Origin of the sequence: Cobetia sp. LC6, from assembly GCF_030264805.1 — a bacterium.
In the GTDB taxonomy this organism is placed as follows: domain Bacteria; phylum Pseudomonadota; class Gammaproteobacteria; order Pseudomonadales; family Halomonadaceae; genus Cobetia.
In genome coordinates this window covers 62155-83691 of the sequence record NZ_JASSPL010000009.1, presented here as the reverse complement: position 1 = coordinate 83691, position 21537 = coordinate 62155, and the positions used below count along the sequence as shown (strand labels likewise).

The window sequence follows — 21537 nt, the reverse complement described above, 5'->3', positions numbered from 1 at the left end:
GTAGCGTGAATGACGTGTCATGTCCCGGTGGTGTTGCCCGCGTTGCGCAGCCTACGGCCAGCACCACTGGCGACAGGCGGCCATTGCGGGGCATCAAGCCATTTTCCTTATGACTGCAGGTGGAGTGAGCGTGCCTCTCGATATCTTGATCAAATTGCTGTCGTCCATCGAAGAGCCGTTGTGGATTCATGACCGCTTCGGCCAACTCGCCTGGACGTCGCCGCGCGCTCGCCAGGAAGACAGGGTGCCGGAGCTGCCATCTCCGCTGCCCAAGCAGCCGGAGCCTTGTGGCATCAGCGGCCAGCCCGGCTTCTGGTTGATGGGCATTACCGGAGAGCTGGGAGAATGGCTGCTGGTGCAGAAGGCCAATCTGCCGTGGCGCATGGCGATCTTCGATGCCGAGTGTCTGGTGGCCAACACCTGTGGCTGGAAGGAGCTGTTCGGTACAGAGCGGCCGCGTCTCGAACCGGTCAGCGAGCGGCGAGTCCGCCTTAAGGCGCCGTTCTCGGGGCTGGCGGAGGCTCGGGCGGCCGGGGTGGATGACAAGGTCTTGATCGCCCTGCGCCGGCTGCAGCCCATCAACCTGCTGTCGCGCGATCGTTTCAATGCCCAGATCGATGAACTGCTGCTGGAAGAAAGCGTCGACGGTAGCATCGATGGCGGCATCATCTACCTGTCGCTGACCCACCTGGAAATCATCAACTCGGCGCACGGAGCCGAACGCATCGATCCGTTGCTGGAGCGGGTGGCAGAAGCCATGTCCCTGCAGTATCGCGACGCTCTGGTCTGCCGCCCCCTAGGCAACGCCTTCGCGCTGTTCTTCATCGGGGATGAGGCCAGCCTGATCGCGCGTGCCAACGAGCTGTGCGAACGGCTGGTGATGCTGATGCGACTGGATGGCAAGGCCCTGCCGGTCACGGCGCGGGTCGGCATCAGTCTGGCACCGCAGCACGCGCGGCGCGCCCATCGCCTCATGCATCTGGCCGAACTCGCCATGTTGCATGGGGAATACGATGACATCGATGTCTGCGGCCCCCTGCATGTATTCTCGCCCGGCGCGCACATGCAGCACCTCAACGACTATCGCCTGACCAGTGACCTGCGCGAGCATCTCGAAGAGCTGGATCTCGCCTTCCAGCCCCAGTTCGACCTCGCCAGTGGCGAGGCCGTCGGTGTCGAGGTACTGGTGCGCTGGGACCATCCCGAGCTTGGCACCATCGGCCCGGGGCGCTTCATCCCGCTGGCGGAGCAGTACGGCTTGATCGGCACCGTCGGCGCGCGGGTGATGGACACGGCCCTCTCGGCGACGCGTGACCTGGTGACGCCGAACGGCAAGCCGCTGTCGGTGGCGATCAATGTCTCGGCTCAGGAGTTTCGTGACCCCGGCTTCCCCGAGCGCGTCTCGGAGGCCCTGGCACGTCATGACTTCGCGCCGGAACGCCTGGAGCTTGAAATCACCGAATCTTCACGCGTACCGGATCTCGATCGCGTCGTGGAGCGTCTCACCGGCCTGATCGAACGCGGTGTGCGCCTGGCGATCGATGACTTCGGCACCGGCTTCGCGTCACTGCTCTACGTGCGCGACCTGCGTGCTTGCCGCCTCAAGGTCGATCAGCGCTTCGTCGGTAGTCTTGATCATGATGCCCGCGACCGCGCCATCGTCTCTCATGCGATCTCGCTGGCCGACAGCCTGGGCATGGAAGTATTGGCGGAAGGCGTCGAGACCGCAGAGCAGGAGCGCCTGCTGGTCGAGATGGGCTGTCATCTGGTACAGGGCTTCCGTTATGCACGGCCCAAGCGCCTGCCGGAGCTGGTCGAGTGGCTCAAGCGCAAGCCGTCAATCCATCCCTGCCCCTGAGTGCCTTGTCCTGAGGGGATAAGAGAAGGGAGCCTTGAATGAAAACGCCCGCCACGCAGTGATTCTGCATGGCGGGCGTTTTCATGCTGGACGTTCGGGTCTGGCAGTGGCCGTGGGAGGGGACGGCTTGCATTCAGACTCGGGAGTCGTGGCGATGTCTCATTCGCTGCAACCGCTACCGTAGCCGTACATGTTCTCGAAGCCCGGAATGCGCTGCTCCCAGACGGGGGGGGTGCCGACGACCTCCTGCAGGCAATCGCTGAAGCGACGTGTCTTCTGCGGCAGGTACTGGCGGTGCGGGTAGACCAGGTGGATCGAAGGCAAGGGCTTCATCGGCACGTTGGTCAACAGCGGCACCAGTTCTCCATCCAGGATCTCGTCCTTGATGTTGATCGCGGACACCATGCCATAGCAGGCACCCGACTTGATGGCACCGATCAGCACGTCGGCATCATTGACCTTGAGGCGCGAATCGAGCGCCACCTTTTCCTCGACACCGCTCTCGGTGCAGACGCGCAGGCGATCGAGAATGAAGCCATCGCGGGAATACACCGCTGCCGGGAGGCCAGACAGGTCGGCGGGGGTCTGGGGCATGCCATGACGCTCGATGAAGGCCGGCGAGGCACAGATCAGGTGACGGTGTGCCGCCAGCGGACGCGCGATCAGGTTGGAGTCTTCCAGCTCCGACATGCGAATGGCCAGGTCATAACCGCCGCCTATCAGGTCGGTGAGGTGATCTTCCAGGCGCACTTCCACCTGGGTATCCGGGTAGCGCTCCATGTACAGACGCACGGCCTGGGCGACGTAGGTGCGGCCGAAGTGGCTCGGGCTGGTGATCTTCAGGATACCGCGCGGGCCATCCTGATAGGCGCCGGCCACATCATCGGTATCTTCCAGCACTTCACGCAGACGCAGTGCGTGCTGATGGATCTCGCGCCCCGCATCCGTCAGGGCCAGCGAGCGAGTCGAGCGATTGAACAGGCGAATCTGCAGTTCTTCTTCCAGACGGCTGATCTGCTTGGAGACCACCGAGCGGTTGACCTGACGATGGTCAGCCGCCTTGGAAAAACTCTGTGCTTCTACCACATCGAGAAACAGCAACAAACGGGATGCTTTATCCACGGTCTGACCTCTCGTGATGCCATGGGGAGGGGAACACTCTGCCAGCCATCCATGAGGCAGTCAGTGCATATAAAGCGACGGTCCATCTTCGGTAGCAGTCGATAACCGGTGACATTGCATGGATCATCTTCACGAATCCAGGTGACGGAAATCTCTGACAGGACGAGTTTATCACGGTCACTGTTTCCTCTAATACCACGCATCAACGCGTTTCTCGCTCTTCCTGTTGCCGACAATGCATCAAAGACATGTCCCACTGAGCCTATCTGGGGTCCGGTGAAATCCCTAGAATCATCCTTCCAGCGTCACGCAAGTGTTCCGACGCCTTTACTTTCATCCAACCAGTCATGCTCGACATGCTGGGAGTGAGTTCATGTCTTCTTCTATGTCCAACGACGCCTCTGCACCGACCCCGCCAACGTCGGGAACTCCGACGACGCGTGAGCTGATGTCACGCCTGTGGCGCAGCACCTTGCCGATGACACTCGGTATCATGGGACTGCTGGGCTTCAACCTGGTCGATGCCGCCTTCGTCTCGCATCTGGGCACCGCACCACTGGCCGCGCAATCCTTCACCTTCCCGCTGACCTTTCTGATCATCGGGGTGCAGGTCGGCATGGGCATCGCGATCGCCGCGATCGTCTCGCGAACCCTGGGTGCCGAGGATGAGGCGCGTGCACGGCGCCTGGGCGGTGTGGTGCTGCTGGGGTCCGGTGTGTTGATGGCACTGCTGATGCTGCTCTTGTGGGTTATCAGGGGGCCGGCCTTCGAGTTGCTGGGTGCCAATGCCGCCGAGATGAAGCTGATCGAGGTCTACTGGGGCCCATCACTGATCGCCAGCTGGCTGGGGGCCATGGCCTATGTGCTCTACAGTTTGTTCCGCGCCCACGGCGATACGCGTCTGCCGGGTGAGATGATGCTGCTGACCAGTGTCTTCAATCTGGTGCTGGACCCGCTGCTGATCTTCGGCGTGGGACCGCTGCCCGGCTTCGGTCTGGCGGGGGCTGCCTGGGCGACCGTACTCTCCTTCGGGGCCGGGCTTGCCATCACGGCGTTCAAGCTCTCGCGCCGCGACTGGATGGAATATCGCGGCCTGTGGGCCGAATGGCAGGCCTCGCGCCGTCAGCTGGCGGGAATCGCGATACCCGCGATTCTGTGCCAGATGATGCCGGCGCTCTCCGCGATGCTGGTCACCGCCATCGTCGCGGGGCTTGGCCAGACAGAGGTGGCCGCCTGGGGGATCGCCTCACGCCTGGAAACCTTCTCGCTGATCGTGGTGCTGGCCCTGACCATGTCGCTGCCGCCGTGGCTGGGGCGCTGTTATGGTGCCGGTCGTTGGCAGGAAATTCGCCGCCTGATGAACCTGGCCGCTCGCGTGGTGATGCTCTGGCAGCTGGTGCTGGGCATCATCGCGGCAGTGCTGGCGACTCCGCTGGCCTATGTGCTGGTGGGCAGTGATGAGGTCTCGGCGGCGCTGGCGGTCCTGCTGCCGTGGATGTTGCCCAGCTACTCCTTCCTCGGCATCTGCATGCTGGTCGTGTCGGCTGCCAACGCGCTGGGGTGGCCGCTGCGTGCCACGGCGCTGTCCTTCGTACGTCTCTTCGTCTGCTTCTTGCCGGCGGTATGGTTGGGGGCACATCTGGATGGTCTGCGCGGGGTCGCCATCGGCTCGGCGATCGGCAACCTGCTGGCGGGTGTGGTGGCATGGCGTGTCTATCGTCAGGCACTGGGCGACCGCGGCAAGTCAGTGCGTCGCCATGCCTATGTCGCGACGACCTGATCGCCCGGGCCCTCGTGACGTCCTGCCCGAGCGCCCCTTCAAGATGTCAGGCGCTTTTCATGAGATTCTCGCCAGAAGGTCCTGCTGGAGACCCTGCCAGTAGACCTTGTCAGAAGCCCCGTCAGCAGTCCCGTTGAGCAGACCGAAAGCGGCCATTCCAAAAATGGCCGCTTTTTTGTTTTTTATCACTGCCATGGCACAAAATTTACCTGCTTATTTTCTGATTTAGAGGCTCATAACAGAATATTAACCGTGGTTTGCGCCTCTATACTGGATGCATTCAGGCCAAGCCACTACGCGTCGTCCAGTCGACCGGTGTTGGCCTTCATCGTCTTTATTCGCTGCCGAGTGCGCGGATACGCCTGTCATTTGCCGTGGGGCGCGGCTTGCAGTCATGGGGTAGGCCAACATGAAGATTCTTGTACTCGGTAGCGGCGTCGTCGGTGTCACCAGTGCCTATTATCTGGCGCGTCAGGGGCATGAGGTCACGGTCGTCGACCGTCAGGCCAGCCCGGCGATGGAAACCAGCTACGGCAACGCCGGTCAGGTTTCCTTCGGCTTCTCCTCGCCGTGGGCAGCGCCGGGCATTCCGCAGAAAGCCGTCAAGTGGATGTTCCAGGAGCATGCGCCGCTCAAGATCCAGCCGCGCATGGACCCGCAGATGGCCAAGTTCATGGTCAAGATGTTCGCCAATTGCAACGCCGACCGTTATGCCGTCAACAAGGAGCGCATGGTGCGTGTCTCCGAGTACAGCCGCGCCTGCATCAACGCCCTGCGCGAAGAGACCGGGCTGCGCTACGAAGACCGCCAGAAGGGGCTGTTGCAGCTGTTTCGTACCCAGGCCCAGGTCGATGCCGTGCAGAGCGACATGAAGGTGCTGGCGGGCTGTGGCGTGCGCCATCAGCTGCTGGACGCCGACGCCTGCGCCACGGTGGAGCCTGCACTGACCCGCGTGCCGGGCAAGTTCATCGCCGGCCTGCACCTGCCGGATGACCAGACCGGCGATTGTCACCTGTTCACCAACCGGCTGGCGGATTACTGCCGCGACACCCTGGGCGTCAATTTCGTCTTCAATACCACCATTCAGCGCATCCAGCGCAGCGGCAGCCGCATCGAGAAGGTCATCACCGACCGTGGCGAGATGACCGCAGATAGCTACGTGATGTGTCTGGGCAGCTACTCGCCGTTCCTGGCGCGTGATCTGGATCTGGATCTGCCGATCTATCCGGTCAAGGGCTACAGCCTGACCGTGCCGATCATCAATGCCGATGCTGCGCCGCAGTCCACCGTGATGGACGAGACCTTCAAGGTCGCGCTGACACGCTTCGATGACCGTATTCGCGTGGGTGGCACCGCCGAGCTGGCTTCGTTCGATCTGTCGCTGCTCGAGAAGCGCCGTGCGACCATCAACATGGTGGTGCGTGACGTGTTCCCGGAAGCCGGTGACTATGCGCGGGCGGAATTCTGGGCCGGCCTGCGTCCGATGACGCCGGATTCCACGCCGATCATCGGTGGCACCAAGTACGCCAATCTGTGGTTGAACACTGGCCACGGCACCCTGGGCTGGACCATGAGCTGCGGCAGTGCGAGTCTGTTGGCGGACCTGGTGGATGGTCGCAAGCCCACCATCGATCCCAACGGTCTCAGTCTTGGTCGTTACGCTGCCTGATGCTCGGCGCAGTGTCTGTATCTGTGACAGTGTCTGTATCTGTGACAGTGTCAGTGGCTGCGCCAGGGGCTGTCGGGCAGTGCATACTACCGTGTCGTCGTCTTTTTTGAGTGTCTTTCCGTCAACTGATTGAACAAGGAATTGCGCATGACCAAGCAGATTATCTCTACCGAGTCCGCACCGGCTGCCATCGGCCCGTATTCCCAGGCGGTGCGCACGGGTAATCTGGTGTTCCTGTCCGGCCAGATCCCGTTGGACCCGGCGACCATGGAAGTGGTGGAAGGCGGTTTTGAAGCCCAGGCAGAGCAGGTGTTCCGCAATCTCAAGGCGGTGTGTGAAGCTTCCGGTGGCAGCCTGGATCAGCTGGTCAAGGTCAATCTGTTCCTGACCGATCTCAGCAACTTCGCCGTGGTCAATACGCTGATGGAGCAGTACTTCAGCCAGCCGTATCCGGCGCGTGCGGCCGTCGGCGTCAAGGAGCTGCCCAAGGGCGTGTTGTTTGAAGCAGAGGGTGTACTGGCACTCTCCTGATCACTCGTCGATTGTCGGTCTGAACGAGCGGCCACTCTGAACCAGTGGCCGGTCTCAACGAACGATTGGCGCGAATCGATGCCTTGTCTCTCACTCCCCCCGCTGATTTCTCAGCGGGGGGAGTGTCGTTTCAGGGGTCGTGACGCCATGTAGGCAAGTGAAGCGTGACATTTGGCGCCAGCATGATTAGCGTAAGGCTAAATGAGCCAGCGCCCTGTGCTGACTCTCGGAGCATCGCGGACGAACCCTTCAAGGAGCAACACCATGGCGCAGTCAGACACAGGCACCCGTGAACCCGGCATACGGCTGCGTCAGCTGGAAATGCTGTGGGCGGTGATCGAGTGTGGCTCGATGAAAGGCGGTGCGGCTCAACTGGGGATCAGTGTGCCGGTGGTCTCGCGGGGTTTGGCGCAGCTCGAGCAGACGCTGGGCTATTCGTTGTTTCTGCGTGAGGGCGGCAAGCTGGTGCCGACCCCGGAAGCCGAGCGCCTGACGCCATCACTCGCCCGGATGTTCAGCGCTCAATCCGAGCTCAGGCGACTGGCCTTCGGGCCGGGCAGCGGCAAGCGTCCGCGTCTCGTGCTGGCGGTGACGCCCGGTCTGGAGGCATTCAGTGCCGGTTGGCTGACGCGTATCGCGGCCAGTGAAGCCTTGAGTGAGTGGCTGCCAAGCCTGGAAGTGCTGGAGGTATCACAGCATGACCTCGCCATCCACGAGGGCCGGGTCGCGATGGCGGTGAGCCTGGAAGCACCGCCGGAGCCCCAGGGTGGCAAGCGTGCCAAGACCGCAGCGGCACGCGCCCGCGAGCTGAAGGCCAGCCTGCGTCAGCGAGCGCGCGAGGAGACGACTCTCATCGAGGGCAATGATGACGAGGCAGAGCCTACCGCCAAGGCGGCCATGCCAGAACTGGGGGATACACCGGAGCTGCCGTTTGACGTCGAGGATGATGCGCACAATGCCGAGGGGGCCGCTCCCCGGAGCGTGGCAAGCGAAGAGGCCAGTGACGAGGCGCAAGCCGAGGCTCCGCCCGTGCTGAGGCTGCCCTTGATACTGTTGTGGCCCTCGCGCTGGCCGCTGCTGGACAAGCCGCTGACCCTTGCTCGCCTCAATGAACGCCCGTTTGTCGATCTGCCGGAAACCAGCAGTCAGGGGCGCTTGATTCGTGGGCTGCTCAAGCGTGAGCGTGTGACCCCGGCGAGTCTGCTGGAAGTCGCCACGCCGGCAAGCGCTGGGCGCCTGGCGCGCGCGGGCAGTGCCGCCACCATCATTGATGCGCTGTCGGCGCATCAAGTTCTTGAAGATGCCGGTGGAGACCTGATCGGTGTGCCGCTCTCGATGCGCAGCGAGCGCTATCTGGAGCTCACATGGCAGTGCCCGATGGCCGGGAAAGGAGAGGCACTGAACGCGGTGCAGACCCTGTTGATCAGTCTGCTCGAAGAGGAGGTGGCGGCGAGCCTGGCCGGGTTTGCGCAGGAGGGCGAGGAGTGATGATCAGAATGCTGGCGGCCGATAACGCCTGACGATGCCTTGTACAGGCAATGAAAAAACCCGCCAATCGGCGGGTTTTTTCATATCTTTCACGAAGCGTTGGCCTGGGCTCAGCTCTTGACGACGGTCGCGATGGCCTTGGCCACATAGGGCAGGTTCTCGGTGGAGAAACCGGCCACGTTGGCACGCCCGGAGCGCACCATGTAGATGCCGAACTCGTCACGCAGGCGATCGACCTGTTCCGGCGAAAGGCCGGTGTAGGAGAACATGCCACGCTGCTCGGCGATGAAGGCGAACTGCTCATCCAGACCATACGGCTTGAGCGCCTCGACGAAGTCACGACGCAGGCCGTTGATGCGCTCACGCATTTCGGTCAGCTCGCTTTGCCACTCGCCGCGCAGGGTGTCGTCCTCGAGGATATCGATGACCACCGCGCCGCCATGGGCCGGCGGATTGGAGTAGTTCTCGCGCGCGGTGATCGCGGCCTGGGAGCGCACGTCGAGCATGCTCTCCTCGTCCTTGGCGATCAGGATCAGGCAGCCGGTGCGCTCGCAATAGATGCCGAAGTTCTTGGAGCATGAGCTGGTGATGATGGCTTCATCGACATTCTCGGCCAGCAGGCGCACGCCGTAGGCGTCTTCTTCCAGGCCGTCACCGAAGCCCTGGTAGGCGAAGTCGATCAGCGGCAGCAGCTTGCGTGCCTGGACGACTTCCAGCACCTGGTCCCACTGCTCGCGGCTCAGGTCGAAACCGGTCGGGTTGTGGCAGCAGGCGTGCAGCAGCACCACGTCACCTTCCGGGATGGTCTTGAGCGTCGCCAGCATGCCATCGAAGTCGAGGCGGTTGTTCTCGTCGACGTAGGGGTAGTTGTGGCGCGTGACGCCAGCGGCGTCGAAGATGCCCAGGTGGTTCGGCCAGGTCGGGGTCGACAGCCAGATATCACGGCCCTTGAGGTTGCTGGCGATGAAGTCCGCGGCCAGACGCAGGGCACCGGTACCACCGGGCGCCTGGGTGGCGCTGGCGCGATTGGCGGCCAGCACCGGCGACTCGGCGCCCAGCACCATCGGCAGCACGACCTTGCCGAAGCGCGGGTCACCGTGAGAGCCGATGTAGGTCTTGGTGACTTCATTCTCGACCAGGCGGCTCTCGGCCTGCTTGACCGCACGCATGACCGGCGTATTGCCGTTGGCATCGCGATAGACGCCCACGCCGAGGTCGACCTTCTGCGGGTTGGTGTCCTTGTTGAAGGCTTCGATCAGGCCGAGGATGGCATCCCCGGGTACACGCGCAATCTGCTCGAACATCTTATTTCGCTACCTCGTCGGTTCTGGCGGCCATGATGAAATCGTTCTTGTGCAGACCCTTCATCTCGTGGGACCACCAGGTCACGGTGACCTTGCCCCACTCGGTGAGAAGTGCCGGGTGGTGCCCGACTTCCTCGGCAATCTCGCCTACGCGATTGGTGAATGCCAGTGCCTGCTTGAAGTTGCGGAACGTGAAGCACCGTTCCAGTTGCATGATGCCATCGCGATTGAGCAACTGCCACTCGGGAATGGCGGTCTTGAGCGTCTCGATGTCGCTATCGCTGACCTTGGGGGCATCGAAGCTGCAGGCTTCACAGGACTGTCTGGCGAGTTCGGTCATGGCGCTATCTCCGGCTTGAGGAAAGGGTGGGGTTGATGGAAAGGCGTACCCCATGGGGCAAGGGTGCTGGTGCGATCAGCATGGTGCGATCAACGTGGTGCGAAGCGCGGTGTCTTGAGACCGAGTGCCATGGCCTCGTGCACCAGCGCCATGATGTCGCGGCTGGCGAGTTCATGCAGGTCCTCCAGTGACTCAAGGACATAGTAGAGCGGCTGCAGGATGTCGATGCGATACGGAGTGCGCAGTGCCTCGATGGCATCGAAGGGCAGATGCTCGGGCCGCTCGAGGTTGTCCGCAAGCTCGCCCAGGGCATAGCGGGTCTCGCGTGGCGAGGAGATGATGCCGCCGCCGTAGAGGCGCAGCGCACGACTGCCATCGGGTTGAGTCTCGCGCAGCATGCCGAATTCCACCGTCATCCAGTAGAGGCGGGCCAGATAGACGCGTTCTTCCTTGCTGGCGGCAAGACCGAGTCGTCCGTAGGTGGCGGTGAATTCGGCAAAGGCGGGATGCGTGAGCATCGGGCAGTGGCCGAAAATCTCGTGGAAGATGTCCGGCTCCTGCAGGTAGTCGAGTTCTTCCGGGGAGCGGATGAAGGTGGCGACCGGGAAGCGCCGCTCGGCGAGCAGCTCGAAGAAGCGCGTGAAGGGGATCAAGGCCGGCACGCGAGCGGTTCGCCAGCCGGTGGCGGCCTCGAGGACACGATCGATCTCGCCAAGTTGGGGGATGCGGTCCACTGGCAGGGCAAGGCGCTCGAGCCCTTGCAGATACTCGCGACAGACACGCCCCTCGACCAGTGCCATCTGGCGCGTCATCAGTGTCTGCCAGGTGGCGTTTTCCTGATCGCTGTATTGGATATGGCCCCGGGCATCAGGCTCATGGGCCATGTAGCGGGTGCCCTTGGCCCTGGTTTGCGAGCCGTGCTGAGCTTCCTGGGATGTCTGTGGCCAATGACGACCCTGCGGTGCGTTCATGCAACCTCCCCAACGAGTTGGCGGCGCTGCCAAGCAGGCTGCCGTGTTGTCATTATGGCGTACATGCCAATCCTTGCATGTCGATGACAACGCTAGGCCTTGTCGGGTGGCGTTGACCAGTGGTCAGGCGTGGCTTTGCGCGGCAGATGAGTCCGCGTTGGCACGTGTCTTGTCACATAATTCTGACACTGGAGCGGTGACTGGGCGTATCCTGTGCCATTCGGGCGCTCATGCACTTCTGTGTCGCCGTCTTTTGTAAGGAATGCTTTACGAGGTTTTTGATAACGCTTACGTTAACGTCACTCAGCCGTCACTCGGTCGGCGACGTCAAGCCGGTGACATCATTTCGACAAGAATTCCAACAACAATGCCGAGAACGCCATGCGCCTCAAACTGACCTGTCAGAATCGAATCGGGATCCTGCGCGACATCCTGGCTCCCTTTGCCGATTACGGCCTCAATGTGCTGCGCGGTGAGGTGGGCGGAGAGGCCAACAACTCCATCTATCTGCATGTGCCCAACATGCTGCGTATGCAGCTCTCCACCCTGAAGCCGACTCTCGAGGAGATTCCCGGGGTCTTCAAGGTCAGTCGTGTCAGCCTGATGCCCACCGAGCGACGCCATCTGGAGCTCAATGCGCTGCTGTCATCGCTGTCAGACCCGGTGATGTCCATCGACATGGATGGACGCGTGGTGGCGGCCAATCGCGCGGCGGGCAAGTTGCTCGGGGTACGCATCGATGAGGTGCCGGGGTTGGCGCTGACGCGTCATGTCCAGGATGTCGATCTGCCGGAGCTGATCCGACGCAACAATGCCCGCGTCAATGGTCTGCGCCTGCGGGTGGGGGAGGAGACCTTTCTCGCCGATATCGCGCCATTGCACACCGAGAACGAGGATGTTGCCTCGCTGGCGGGTGCCGTGGTCACCCTGCACCGTGCAGACCGCCTGGGCTCGCGTATCTATCAGATCCAGCGCACCGAGGTGCGCGGCTTCGAAGCGATATTCCAGGCGAGCCGTCAGCTGTCGGCGGTGGTCAAGGAAGCTCGCCGCATGGCTCCGCTGGATGCGCCGCTCTTGATCGAGGGCGAAACCGGCACCGGCAAGGAGCTGCTGGCGCGGGCCTGCCACCTGGCCAGCCCCCGCGGCCAGGCACCCTTCATGGCGCTCAATTGCGCGGGGCTGCCGGAGTCGATGGCTGAAACGGAGCTTTTCGGTTACGCCCCGGGCGCCTTCGAGGGCGCGCGCCCGGAGGGCAAGCTGGGCCTGCTGGAGCTGACCAGTGGCGGCACCATCTTCCTGGATGAGGTCGGCGAGATGAGCCCGCGCATGCAGGTCAAGCTGCTGCGATTTTTGCAGGACGGCGGTTTCCGGCGTGTCGGCAGCGATGAGGAAACCTTCCTCGATGTGCGCGTGATCTGCGCCACCCAACAGGACCTGCCGGCATTGTGCAGTGAAGGGCGCTTCCGTCACGATCTCTTCCATCGCCTCAATGTGCTGTGTGTGCAGATCCCGCCGCTCAGGGAATGTCTGGATGGGCTCGAGGAGCTGGCGAGGCATTTTCTCGAGCGGGCAGTGCGCCAGATCGGCGCTCGTGTGCGAGATATCTCGCCCGAGGCCATGGCGCGCCTGCAGGGCTATCACTGGCCGGGCAACGTGCGTCAGCTGGAGAATGTGCTGTTTCAGGCCGTGTCGCTGTGCGATGGCGAGGTGATCGAGGCGCAGCATCTGCGCCTGACCGGGGAGGCGCGTGATGAGGGGCTGGACAATATCGACCTGACCGGCAGCCTGGGCGATATCCATGACGAAGTCGAACGGCGCATCCTGGCGCATCTCTATCCCGAGTATCCGTCCAGCCGATTGCTGGCCAAGCGTCTGGGGGTCTCGCATACCACCATCGCCAACAAGCTCAAGCGTCACGGCATCGCACAGGAGTGACCCACGGTGCAGTTGATGGCGGGAGAGTCAGCACAACAGGGCGCGAGAAAAGCGGACGAGCAGGAAAAGGAGAAGGAGAAGGAGAAGAAGGGGGAGAAGGCAGGCAAGAAGGCAGGAGCGGAGAGGGGCTTGAATGCGTGTCTGGATATCGGGATTGGCGAATTGTTTTGCTCGCTAATAAAGGGTATGATTCTCATATTGTTAGCAAGCTAATGTAGGTGGCGTCTGGTGTCGGCGGCAACAGTTACCCTGACGCCTCACCAATCCAGGCTCTCGTGGGGCTTCCGCTCAGTACCGATGAGGGGAAGTGTCATGGGAGCCTTCATGTCGAGAGATGAAACATGAGCGCACCTTCTCCGGGGTCGGATTCGACACAGGAAATCCCGCTTCACGAGCAGATCAAGCCCTCGCTGGGTGGCCAGGTCGGCCGGGTCCATCGTCTGTGGCGCACCGCCATCACCAGCGCGGTGCGTAGCCTGGACATGACGGAATCGCGCTGGACGGTCATGGTCCATCTGGAAAAGCTCGGCGAGGGGTGTACCCAACAGATGCTGGCCAGTGAGCTGGGCATCGAGATGCCGTCTCTGACGCGCACCCTCAACCAGCTCGAGGCTCGGCAGCTGATCGCGCGCGTGGCGCATGAGACCGACAAGCGGGCGCGTTGTCTGTGGTTCACCGAGCAAGGCCGCCAGTGCCTGGCCCAGTTGACGGAGCGCATCGAGCGAGTGCGTGCCGAGCTGTACGTCGGCTTCGATGACGAAGAGCTCAATGCCTTCGCCCGAGCTCTTCTCCAGTTCGAAGACAATGCCAGTGCCAGCATCGCGCGCTCCCAGGCTGAATATCAGCGCAGTCGCCAGGGGTAGCATCCGATCAGCGTGGCGCGTCGTAGCGCCCTGCGGTGCCATGGGTGAACACCACCTGCCACAGCTGGAGCTGGCGGGCGCGGAAGGCACCTGCGCAGGCGCCGAGATAGTACTCGAACATGCGCTTGTCGCGCGGTGAGTAGGTATCGGCCAGCTCATGCCAGTGCTGGTCGAGATTGGCACGCCACGCCATCAATGTCGGGTCATAGTCGGCGCCGAAGTTGTGCCAGTCCTCCATCACCAGATGCGCTTCGCTGGCGCGTACCAGCTGACTGGCGCTGGGCAGCACGCCATTGGGGAAGATATAGCGATTGACCCAGGGGTCGGCCGAGATATCACTCTGGTTGGAGCCGATGGTATGCAGCACGAAGCGTCCGCCGGGGCGCAGCAGATGCGCGGCATGCGCAAAGTAGGTGGCGTAGTTCTTGTGGCCGACGTGTTCGAACATGCCAATCGAGGCGATGGCATCAAAGCTTCCGACCGTGCGCCGGAAGTCAGGATCGCGATAGTCCTTGAGCAGGATTTCCACCGGTAGCCCTGCGCAATGCTCGCGCGCCAGCGCGGCCTGCTCGGCGGAGATGGTGATACCGACGACCTCCACGCCGTAATGGCGCGCGGCGTAGGCGGCAAGACTCCCCCAGCCACAGCCGATATCCAGCAGGCGCATGCCGGGCGTGAGCCCCAGCTTGCGACACACCAGATCCAGCTTGGCCTGTTGCGCCTTGCCCAGGTTCTCCGCGCTCACCGCCAGATCTTTCCAGTAGCCGCAGCTGTAGCACAGGGTGTCATCCAGCATGCGCGTGAAGAGGTCATTGCCGAAGTCATAATGTACCTTGCCGACCACGCCGGCGCGGCGGCGGCTCTGCAGGTTGATCACTCCGGCCTGCAGTCGATAGGCGATTCGCTCGCTGGTGGTGTGGGCGCGGCTGCCCAGGCCATGTCGCAACAGGCGACAGATCATCTCGTCGATCTGCTCACAGTCCCACCAGCCTTCCATGTAAGCCTCGCCCAGTCCCAGGCTGCCTTGTTGCAGCACCCGCCGGAAGAGGTCCGGATGGCGCACGCGAATGTCCCAGGGATCAGGCCCATTGAGCCTGACGCCGGAACCTGCCAGCAGGTGTTCGACGGTGCGTCGATGACGGGTGTCGGGGAGTGCAACGGGGGCCAGACGTTGTTCGATACTCATGGAAAAGCCTCCTTGACGGCGCGCGGGCGCAGAGAGTCCTGATGGGTTCGTCATGGTGTATGGCAGTGATCGACAGTCCCCGGGCGATAGGGTTGCCGAATGTCTCGCACGGCAGTGCACACGCTTCATGCAACAAGGTTCATGCATGTTCAGCATCCGAGTCGCCGCAGGTATGCCAGCCGGGTGTCTGGTAACAACGTTCTTCACCAGGTATACGCGGCGATCAGAAGCGGCGTTGGGGCAGCTGTCGTCTCAGCATAGTCAAGAGTCGTCTAATGCGGTGACGCAATAGGCTGATTTCCGGGGCAACCTATGGTTGCGGACTTGGAACACAGGCTTGGCAGTGTCGGCTTTCCGGGGGGCTTCGGATGTCGGAACACAAGAAAGCCGCCCCTGAGGGCGGCTTTCCGATGGATGCTGTGCTTTCGATCGCGCTGTCAGGTCACGCTACCTGACGGGGGAGCGCTTCAGCGGCAGCGCACTGTCCAGACGACCTTGTAGCCTTCGCCCTCATGGGTGGCGGCAGCCATTTCGGTGTCTTCATTGACGGTGCCGCCTTCCAGCTGGTCATTGCCGTCGGCGGCCTTGGCGGTGGCGTCGTGCGGGCCGAAGACGCGCGAGTCGAGCACATCGTACTTGTCGCGGTCCTGCTCTTCACACACCTCGAGTGCGCGTTCCTTGACCTGTGCGATGGCATCATCGCGGTCTTCATCGACGGCGCTGACTTCGTAGCGCGTGTCCTGCTTCTCGATCACGCTGGTGTTGCCGCAACCGGCGATGAAGGCGGAACCGACGATGGCCAGGGTCATGCAGGAATTGCGCAGGGCGTTGGATGTCAGGGTCATGATCTCTCCTTGAAGTGTCTTTCAGAGCTGTCTTTCAGAACTGTCTTCCAGAGCCGCCGCAAAACGGGCTCGGGTCGCGATACCTGTCGTCAAGATGACGCTGACATCAGTACTGGGGGGTATGAGCGCGTGCTTCAAGTGTCGAGAAGCATCGACGCTGGCTGTCGCCTGCCGCCAACGACAGAGGCGCGGGGCACTGGCAAACGGGCTGCGGGTAACCAAAGTGACACTTTGGTCGTGAGCTGTCTCATTTAGGCATGTCGATGCCTCATCTGGACAGCCAGCCTGTGGCAACTGACCTAGTCTGCATGAGCCCTACCGGTTGGACGCCACCGACCGGGGGCCGGTGGCCGGTGCAGGAAAAGTGACGGGTGGCGCAAGCCTGCTTGTTTGCCTGTGGCCGGCCACGTGCCAAATCCCATGCCAGCCAGGAGCACGTCATGTCAGCCAATGCCAATCGTGGAGTCGTATACCAGGGAGCGGGGAAGGTGAGTGTCGAATCACTGGACTATCCGACCCTGGCGCTGGGAAATCGCAAGTGTGAACACGGGGTCATTCTCAAGGTCGTCTCGACCAATATCTGCGGCAGTGATCAGCACATGGTGCGTGGTCGCACCACGGCCCCGCAGGGCCTGGTACTTGGCCACGAGATCACCGGTCTGGTCGTCGAGGCCGGGCGCGATGTGGAATTCATCAAGGTCGGTGACATCGTCTCGGTACCCTTCAACATTGCCTGCGGCCGCTGCCGCAACTGCAAGGAAGGCAAGACGGGGATCTGTCTGAACGTCAATCCGGCGCGTCCCGGTGCGGCCTACGGCTATGTCGACATGGGCGGCTGGACTGGCGGTCAGACAGATTACGTCATGGTGCCCTATGCCGACTTCAACCTGCTCAAGTTCCCGGATGCCGACCAGGCGATGGAGAAGATCCGTGATCTGACGCTGTTGTCCGATATCTTCCCCACCGGCTTCCACGGCTGTGTGACCGCGGGGGTCGGGCCGGGCTCCACGGTGTATATCGCGGGCGCCGGGCCGGTAGGGCTGGCGGCGGCCGTCTCCGCCCAGCTGCTGGGGGCGGCCTGTGTCATCGTCGGTGACATGATCCCCGAGCGCTTGCAGCAGGCCGAGAGCTTCGGCTGCGAGACCATCGATCTGCGTCAGGAAGGCTCGATGGAAGACAAGGTCGAGCTGATTCTTGGCGAGCGCGAAGTGGATTGCTTCGTCGATTGCGTCGGCTTCGAGGCGCATGGCTGCGGGTGTGACCACGGCCGTGAGCAGCCGGCCACGGTGCTCAACTCGGCAATGGCGCTGACGCGTGCCGGCGGCCAGATCGGCATTCCCGGTCTCTATGTCACCGAAGACCCGGGCGCCGAGGATGAAGCCGCCAAGGTCGGGGCGCTGTCGATGCGCTTCGGGCTGGGCTGGGCCAAGTCCCACTCGCTGCACACGGGCCAGTGCCCGGTGATGAAGTATCACCGCCCGCTGATGCAGGCGATCCTGTTCGGGCGCGTCAATATCGCCGATGCGGTCAATGTGCAGGTCATCAGTCTGGAAGAAGCGCCGCAGGGCTATGCAGACTTCGATGGCGGCGCTGCCAAGAAATTCGTCATCGACCCCCACGCCATGGTGCGCAACGGCCGTGCCGCCTGATTCCAGATCGGATGGATGCTGAGCAGGGCTGATTTCTGCCAGGCGCTCCTGTCGCAGAAGTCTTTCACCACAGATGACGATGCCACGCCCTGTGAATGGGGCGTGGCATCGTCGTTTCTGGTTGTTGGAAGCCACCCTCAGACTGAACAGTGCAATTCGATCAGCTTCATCAGGCGGGCGAGTTCCTTCTCGATCACCTCATCCGGGACAAGCCCGATATTGAGCCTCAGACAGTCGCGGTAGCGCGGGGATTCCGTGAACCAGGGGCCGATGCGGATATCGAGCTGTTGCTGCACGGCAGCCTTGCCAAGGGCCCTGGCATCAAGCCCCGGCACTTCGACCCACAGTACCAGGCCGCCCTGTGGTTGAGTCACCCAGCTGCCAGCGGGGAGGTGCTTGCTCAGGTAATTGAGATAGAAGGCCCTGAGCTGGGTGAGCTGGTGACGAACGCGTTTGAGGTGACTGGCATAGGCACCGGAATCGATGAAGTCCGCGATGGCGCACTGTATCAGTGTCGGCACGCCAAGTGCGCGCTCGAGATATGCCGCCAGGAAGCGGCCCGGGCGGCACCAGCCCAGGCGGTAGCTCGGTGTCAGGGTCTTGGAAACCGAGCCACACCACAGAATGAAGCCCTCTGTATCGTGATAGGCCGCCGGCAGTGGCGGCGCTACGCGATGGGTCAGTTCGAGATAGACATCATCCTCGATCACCGGCACGCGATAGTGATTGGCCAGGTATGCCAGGCGCTGTTTCTGCGCGGGGGTCAGGGTGATGCCCTGCGGGTTCATGTGCGTAGTGCAGAACAGACCGGCCTGCAGCTGGCCGTTGTCGAGGTGCTGCTCGAACTGATCGAGATCGATGCCCTCAGTGCAGGAGGGAATCTCGATGACGTTGAGTGATAGCTGCGAGAGCAGATCCAGCAGGCCGTTGTAGCACGGCGAGCTGACCGCCACGGTGTCGCCGGGGCGCGTGCAGACCTCGAGCGCGATCTTCACGGCGTCCATGCAGCCGTGGGTGATCACCAGTTCTTCATCCTTCAGGGCAAAGCCTGTCCGGGTGAAGTGAGTCGCCAGTGCACTCAACAGTGCAGGGTCTCCCTGGGCAGCCGGATAGCGGGTGAGGTTATGCGAGGCACGCTTCATGGCACGGCGCAGGCTGCGCTCCAGTGCCTGCCGAGTCACCTTGTCCAGCGCCAGATGCGCCGTGCCCAGCGGCCCCCACAGTCTGTCCTGACGACACTTGTCTGTGTGGTGTGCAGTCGGGCGGTGTCCCTCCATGCCGTGCCCGCTCATGCACCTGCGTTGCGGAGTGGCGACTCGGCTCTGGAAGGCTTGCCAGCGGGGAGTGGGCACGACATGGGATTGGTCAGCAATGAAGAAGCCGGCCTGTGGACGAGCCACCAGCCAACCCTGTGATTCCAGCTCCGCGTAGCAGCTGACCGCTGTCGACACGCTGATGCCGTGCTGGCGGGAAAACTGGCGCAGCGACAGCATGCGATCACCAGTGCTGAGTCTACCGCTCTGGATATCCTCAATGCACTTCTCTGCCAGCTGTCGATAGAGCGCCATGGGAAATTGTACTGGTGGAATATCAGAAAACTGTATCTGTACGCTTCTGATGTGACAAGTGAGACTGAGCCTTTCTCGGCGTCGATCAAGCCTGATCGCACGCTTGGCGCACGTTCATCGCAAGGGATAAGGAGGACGGCCATGCAGGGACGGGATCTACTGCTCATCATCAGCGTGATGGCAATCTGGGGCTTCAACTTCTCGATGATCAAACTTGGCGTCAGTGACATGGACCCCTTGCTGATCGCTGCAGCGCGCTTCGTGTGCGCGATCTTCCCGATCATCCTCTTCATTCGCAAGCCGGAAGTGCCATGGCGCCATCTGATGGCCTACGGACTGGTATTCGGTACCGGGATCTGGGGCATGGCGTCGTGCTCGATCACCTTCGGGCTGTCGTCAGGCATGGCTGCAGTGTTGCTGCAGGTCGATGTGCTGACGACGGTGCTGGTCGGTGTGCTGCTCTATAGGGAGATCATCTCGCCACGCATGGCCGCGGGCATTCTGGTCTCGCTCATCGGTCTGGTGGTTGCGATCTTCACCACCAACGGCAACGTGACACTGGCTGGCGTGGCCTTCATCCTGCTGGCGGCGACCTGCTGGCCATTGGCGGGCGTGATACTGCGCAGCTCCGGCACGCGCATGCCTTTCGCCTTCAACATCTGGGGCATGTTGTTCGCGCCACTGCCCTTGATCGCATTGAGCGTCGCGATGAACGGCTGGGGCGTGCTGAGCACCACCTATCAGCAGTGGGGGGAAGATGCTTGGATCTCGGTATTGTTTCAGGCCTATCCGACGACGCTGTTCGGTTATTGGGTCTGGAACCGGATGCTGCTCAAGTATCCGATGAGTCAGTTGGCGCCGCTGACGCTGCTGGTCTCGGTCTTCGCGCTGCTCAGTGGTTACGTCATCTTCGATGAGCAGTTGTCGCTGGCGCAGTGGGTCTCGTGCAGCATCTTCCTGCTGGGAATTGCGCTGGTACTGTATCCCGTGCGTCGCAAGGCGCCGGCCACCTGTGGCTGAACGCAGCCCCGGGCCCCCGGACGCTTGTCGTAGCCAGGCGCTTGTGGCAGTCAGGCCCTTGTTGTCGAAGAGGCGCTGCGCTATACCGGTGAGCATATGAGGCCAGCGCGCTGCGCGTGGTGCTCTCCGTTCTGATGTATCTGCACAGGAATGCCCATGTCCGCTTCAGCGTCCCCCATCGCCAATACCGCCAGCCTGATGCCACAGCGCGCCGATTTCTCCGACTGGCCCGACAGCCGCGACTGGCTGGCGCACCTGATCAGCTTCAATACCGTGTCGCGCGAGTCGAATCTGGCGTTGATCCATTGCCTGCGCGACGCCCTGGAAGTGGCTGGTGTCAGTGCCGAGGTCATCCACAACGATGGCGGCGACAAGGCCAATCTGCTGGCGGTGATCGGGCCACAGGTCGAGGGCGGTGTGGTGCTCTCCGGGCACACCGATGTGGTGCCGGTGGAGGGCCAGGCCTGGGACAGTGATCCCTTCACGCTGCGTGAGGCCGAGGGTCGCCTTTATGGGCGTGGTTCCTCCGACATGAAGGGCTTCATCGCCTGTTGCATGGCGGCGGTGCCGGCACTGGTGAATGCCCAGCGTGCGGGCACGCTCAAGAAGCCGGTGATCCTTGCCTTCTCCTATGACGAGGAGATCGGCTGTCTGGGCGCGCCGCGCATGATCGCGCGCCTGCGTGACCGCCTGCCGCGTCCGGCCGCGGTGCTGGTGGGCGAGCCGACCATGATGGCGATCGTCGATGCCCACAAGGGCATTACCGATCTGCGCACCACGGTGACCGGCAAGCCGTCGCATTCCAGCCTGGTCTATCAGGGGGTGAGTGCCATCCATCTGGCGGCGCGCATGGTGACCTTCATCGAAGACCGCATGCAGGCGCGCATCGACTGCGGCCATCTGGACGAGCGCTTCGATGTGCCCCACGCCAGTCTGCACGTCGGGCGCATCGAGGGCGGCACGGCGGTCAACATCACCGCCGGGGAGTGCATCTTCGACTGGGAGCTGCGCCACCTGCCGGGCGAGGATGTCGAGGCGATGCTGGCGGAGATCGATGCCCACGCCGAGCGTCTGGTCGCTCCCTATCGTGAGCGGGCGCCGGAAGTGGCGATTCGTAGCGAACGCACGGTGGAAACGGTGCCTTCACTGGGGCATGGCGATCGAGACCCGGCCATTCGTCTCTGCCAGCGCCTGCTGGGCGACGAGCGGGCCAGCGAGGCCGTGGCGTACACCACGGAGGCGGGCCAGTTCCAGAGTGAAGGCTGGCCGACGGTGGTCTGCGGGCCAGGCTCCATCGGGGTCGCGCATCAGGCCAATGAGTACATCGAACTCAGCCAGCTGACGGCCTGTGATCGCTTCCTGTCCCAGCTGGTGCGTGAGCAACAGGGTGGCTGAGGCTCTTGTGTTG

At 62.6% G+C, this 21537-nt stretch carries 18 protein-coding genes; 11 read left to right on the top strand and 7 right to left on the bottom strand.

What is annotated here, in order from left to right; all coding sequences use genetic code 11:
* The first annotated feature begins 130 nt into the window (after positions 1 to 130).
* Positions 131 to 1858: a putative bifunctional diguanylate cyclase/phosphodiesterase gene (locus tag QQF40_RS11765; RefSeq protein WP_175088626.1), complete on the top strand. Its 1728-nt coding sequence runs from the start codon at positions 131 to 133 to the stop codon at positions 1856 to 1858.
* Between the two features lie 159 nt (positions 1859 to 2017).
* On the opposite strand, the gene QQF40_RS11760 is transcribed toward QQF40_RS11765, so the two are convergent.
* Positions 2018 to 2980 (bottom strand): LysR family transcriptional regulator, encoded by a 963-nt coding sequence (locus tag QQF40_RS11760; RefSeq protein WP_175088627.1) that lies wholly within the window; start codon positions 2978 to 2980, stop codon positions 2018 to 2020.
* 448 nt (positions 2981 to 3428) lie between these two features.
* On the opposite strand from QQF40_RS11760, the gene QQF40_RS11755 reads away from it, so the two are divergent.
* The 4 genes from QQF40_RS11755 (at position 3429) to QQF40_RS11740 (ending at position 8448) form a co-directional block, all read left to right on the top strand.
* Positions 3429 to 4760, top strand: coding sequence for an MATE family efflux transporter (locus QQF40_RS11755; protein ID WP_285461483.1), 1332 nt, complete (start codon positions 3429 to 3431; stop codon positions 4758 to 4760).
* Between the two features lie 409 nt (positions 4761 to 5169).
* Positions 5170 to 6429, top strand: a complete 1260-nt coding sequence (locus tag QQF40_RS11750; protein ID WP_285461439.1) for a D-amino acid dehydrogenase — start codon at positions 5170 to 5172, stop codon at positions 6427 to 6429.
* 147 nt (positions 6430 to 6576) lie between these two features.
* Positions 6577 to 6960 carry a RidA family protein gene (locus QQF40_RS11745; protein ID WP_285461438.1) on the top strand — a complete coding sequence of 128 codons (384 nt, stop codon included), beginning with the start codon at positions 6577 to 6579 and terminating at the stop codon, positions 6958 to 6960.
* A gap of 264 nt (positions 6961 to 7224) precedes the next feature.
* Positions 7225 to 8448 carry a LysR family transcriptional regulator gene (locus tag QQF40_RS11740; protein ID WP_285461437.1) on the top strand — a complete coding sequence of 408 codons (1224 nt, stop codon included), beginning with the start codon at positions 7225 to 7227 and terminating at the stop codon, positions 8446 to 8448.
* Positions 8449 to 8558: 110 nt separating this feature from the next.
* Here QQF40_RS11740 and QQF40_RS11735 read toward each other — a convergent pair whose 3' ends face one another.
* The 3 genes from QQF40_RS11735 to phhA form a co-directional block, all read right to left on the bottom strand.
* Positions 8559 to 9752 (bottom strand): amino acid aminotransferase, encoded by a 1194-nt coding sequence (locus QQF40_RS11735; RefSeq protein WP_285461436.1) that lies wholly within the window; start codon positions 9750 to 9752, stop codon positions 8559 to 8561.
* A 1-nt stretch (position 9753) separates the two neighbouring features.
* The gene (locus tag QQF40_RS11730; protein WP_054555480.1) at positions 9754 to 10092 is read right to left on the bottom strand and encodes a 4a-hydroxytetrahydrobiopterin dehydratase; all 339 of its coding nucleotides are present in this window, start codon (positions 10090 to 10092) and stop codon (positions 9754 to 9756) included.
* Positions 10093 to 10181: 89 nt separating this feature from the next.
* The gene (phhA, locus tag QQF40_RS11725) at positions 10182 to 10976 is read right to left on the bottom strand and encodes a phenylalanine 4-monooxygenase (protein WP_285461482.1); all 795 of its coding nucleotides are present in this window, start codon (positions 10974 to 10976) and stop codon (positions 10182 to 10184) included.
* 468 nt (positions 10977 to 11444) lie between these two features.
* On the opposite strand from phhA, the gene QQF40_RS11720 reads away from it, so the two are divergent.
* The 3 genes from QQF40_RS11720 to QQF40_RS11710 all read left to right on the top strand — a co-directional run bounded on the left by QQF40_RS11720 (position 11445) and on the right by QQF40_RS11710 (position 13861).
* Complete coding sequence (locus QQF40_RS11720) at positions 11445 to 12998, top strand: sigma-54-dependent transcriptional regulator (protein WP_043331281.1); 1554 nt, start codon at positions 11445 to 11447, stop codon at positions 12996 to 12998.
* A 6-nt stretch (positions 12999 to 13004) separates the two neighbouring features.
* Positions 13005 to 13211, top strand: a complete 207-nt coding sequence (locus tag QQF40_RS11715; protein ID WP_285461435.1) for a hypothetical protein — start codon at positions 13005 to 13007, stop codon at positions 13209 to 13211.
* A gap of 128 nt (positions 13212 to 13339) precedes the next feature.
* Positions 13340 to 13861, top strand: coding sequence for a MarR family winged helix-turn-helix transcriptional regulator (locus QQF40_RS11710; protein WP_175088635.1), 522 nt, complete (start codon positions 13340 to 13342; stop codon positions 13859 to 13861).
* A 7-nt stretch (positions 13862 to 13868) separates the two neighbouring features.
* Here QQF40_RS11710 and cfa read toward each other — a convergent pair whose 3' ends face one another.
* Together cfa and QQF40_RS11700 are read right to left on the bottom strand one after the other, a co-directional pair.
* Positions 13869 to 15047 (bottom strand): cyclopropane fatty acyl phospholipid synthase, encoded by a 1179-nt coding sequence (cfa, locus tag QQF40_RS11705; protein WP_285461434.1) that lies wholly within the window; start codon positions 15045 to 15047, stop codon positions 13869 to 13871.
* A 467-nt stretch (positions 15048 to 15514) separates the two neighbouring features.
* Positions 15515 to 15892 (bottom strand): hypothetical protein, encoded by a 378-nt coding sequence (locus QQF40_RS11700; RefSeq protein ID WP_175088637.1) that lies wholly within the window; start codon positions 15890 to 15892, stop codon positions 15515 to 15517.
* 440 nt (positions 15893 to 16332) lie between these two features.
* Between QQF40_RS11700 and fdhA the strand changes: the two genes are divergently transcribed.
* Positions 16333 to 17541, top strand: a complete 1209-nt coding sequence (gene fdhA, locus QQF40_RS11695; RefSeq protein WP_175088638.1) for a formaldehyde dehydrogenase, glutathione-independent — start codon at positions 16333 to 16335, stop codon at positions 17539 to 17541.
* A 137-nt stretch (positions 17542 to 17678) separates the two neighbouring features.
* On the opposite strand, the gene QQF40_RS11690 is transcribed toward fdhA, so the two are convergent.
* On the bottom strand, positions 17679 to 19109 hold the full coding sequence (locus QQF40_RS11690) for an aminotransferase-like domain-containing protein (protein WP_285461433.1): 1431 nt from the start codon (positions 19107 to 19109) through the stop codon (positions 17679 to 17681).
* 141 nt (positions 19110 to 19250) lie between these two features.
* On the opposite strand from QQF40_RS11690, the gene QQF40_RS11685 reads away from it, so the two are divergent.
* Together QQF40_RS11685 and argE are read left to right on the top strand one after the other, a co-directional pair.
* On the top strand, positions 19251 to 20129 hold the full coding sequence (locus tag QQF40_RS11685) for an EamA family transporter (protein ID WP_175088640.1): 879 nt from the start codon (positions 19251 to 19253) through the stop codon (positions 20127 to 20129).
* Between the two features lie 156 nt (positions 20130 to 20285).
* The gene (gene argE, locus QQF40_RS11680) at positions 20286 to 21524 is read left to right on the top strand and encodes an acetylornithine deacetylase (protein WP_285461432.1); all 1239 of its coding nucleotides are present in this window, start codon (positions 20286 to 20288) and stop codon (positions 21522 to 21524) included.
* Positions 21525 to 21537 lie beyond the last annotated feature (13 nt).

Coding starts and splice junctions, on each gene's coding strand:
- QQF40_RS11720 (WP_043331281.1), top strand. CDS start 11,445: ATGCGCCTCAAACTGACCTGTCAGAATCGAATCGGGATCCTGCGCGAC.
- cfa (WP_285461434.1), bottom strand. CDS start 15,047: ATGAGTATCGAACAACGTCTGGCCCCCGTTGCACTCCCCGACACCCGT.
- QQF40_RS11745 (WP_285461438.1), top strand. CDS start 6,577: ATGACCAAGCAGATTATCTCTACCGAGTCCGCACCGGCTGCCATCGGC.
- QQF40_RS11730 (WP_054555480.1), bottom strand. CDS start 10,092: ATGACCGAACTCGCCAGACAGTCCTGTGAAGCCTGCAGCTTCGATGCC.
- argE (WP_285461432.1), top strand. CDS start 20,286: ATGTCCGCTTCAGCGTCCCCCATCGCCAATACCGCCAGCCTGATGCCA.
- QQF40_RS11755 (WP_285461483.1), top strand. CDS start 3,429: ATGTCACGCCTGTGGCGCAGCACCTTGCCGATGACACTCGGTATCATG.
- QQF40_RS11690 (WP_285461433.1), bottom strand. CDS start 19,109: ATGGCGCTCTATCGACAGCTGGCAGAGAAGTGCATTGAGGATATCCAG.
- QQF40_RS11710 (WP_175088635.1), top strand. CDS start 13,340: ATGAGCGCACCTTCTCCGGGGTCGGATTCGACACAGGAAATCCCGCTT.
- QQF40_RS11735 (WP_285461436.1), bottom strand. CDS start 9,752: ATGTTCGAGCAGATTGCGCGTGTACCCGGGGATGCCATCCTCGGCCTG.
- QQF40_RS11750 (WP_285461439.1), top strand. CDS start 5,170: ATGAAGATTCTTGTACTCGGTAGCGGCGTCGTCGGTGTCACCAGTGCC.
- phhA (WP_285461482.1), bottom strand. CDS start 10,976: ATGGCCCATGAGCCTGATGCCCGGGGCCATATCCAATACAGCGATCAG.
- QQF40_RS11700 (WP_175088637.1), bottom strand. CDS start 15,892: ATGACCCTGACATCCAACGCCCTGCGCAATTCCTGCATGACCCTGGCC.
- QQF40_RS11740 (WP_285461437.1), top strand. CDS start 7,225: ATGGCGCAGTCAGACACAGGCACCCGTGAACCCGGCATACGGCTGCGT.
- QQF40_RS11685 (WP_175088640.1), top strand. CDS start 19,251: ATGCAGGGACGGGATCTACTGCTCATCATCAGCGTGATGGCAATCTGG.
- fdhA (WP_175088638.1), top strand. CDS start 16,333: ATGTCAGCCAATGCCAATCGTGGAGTCGTATACCAGGGAGCGGGGAAG.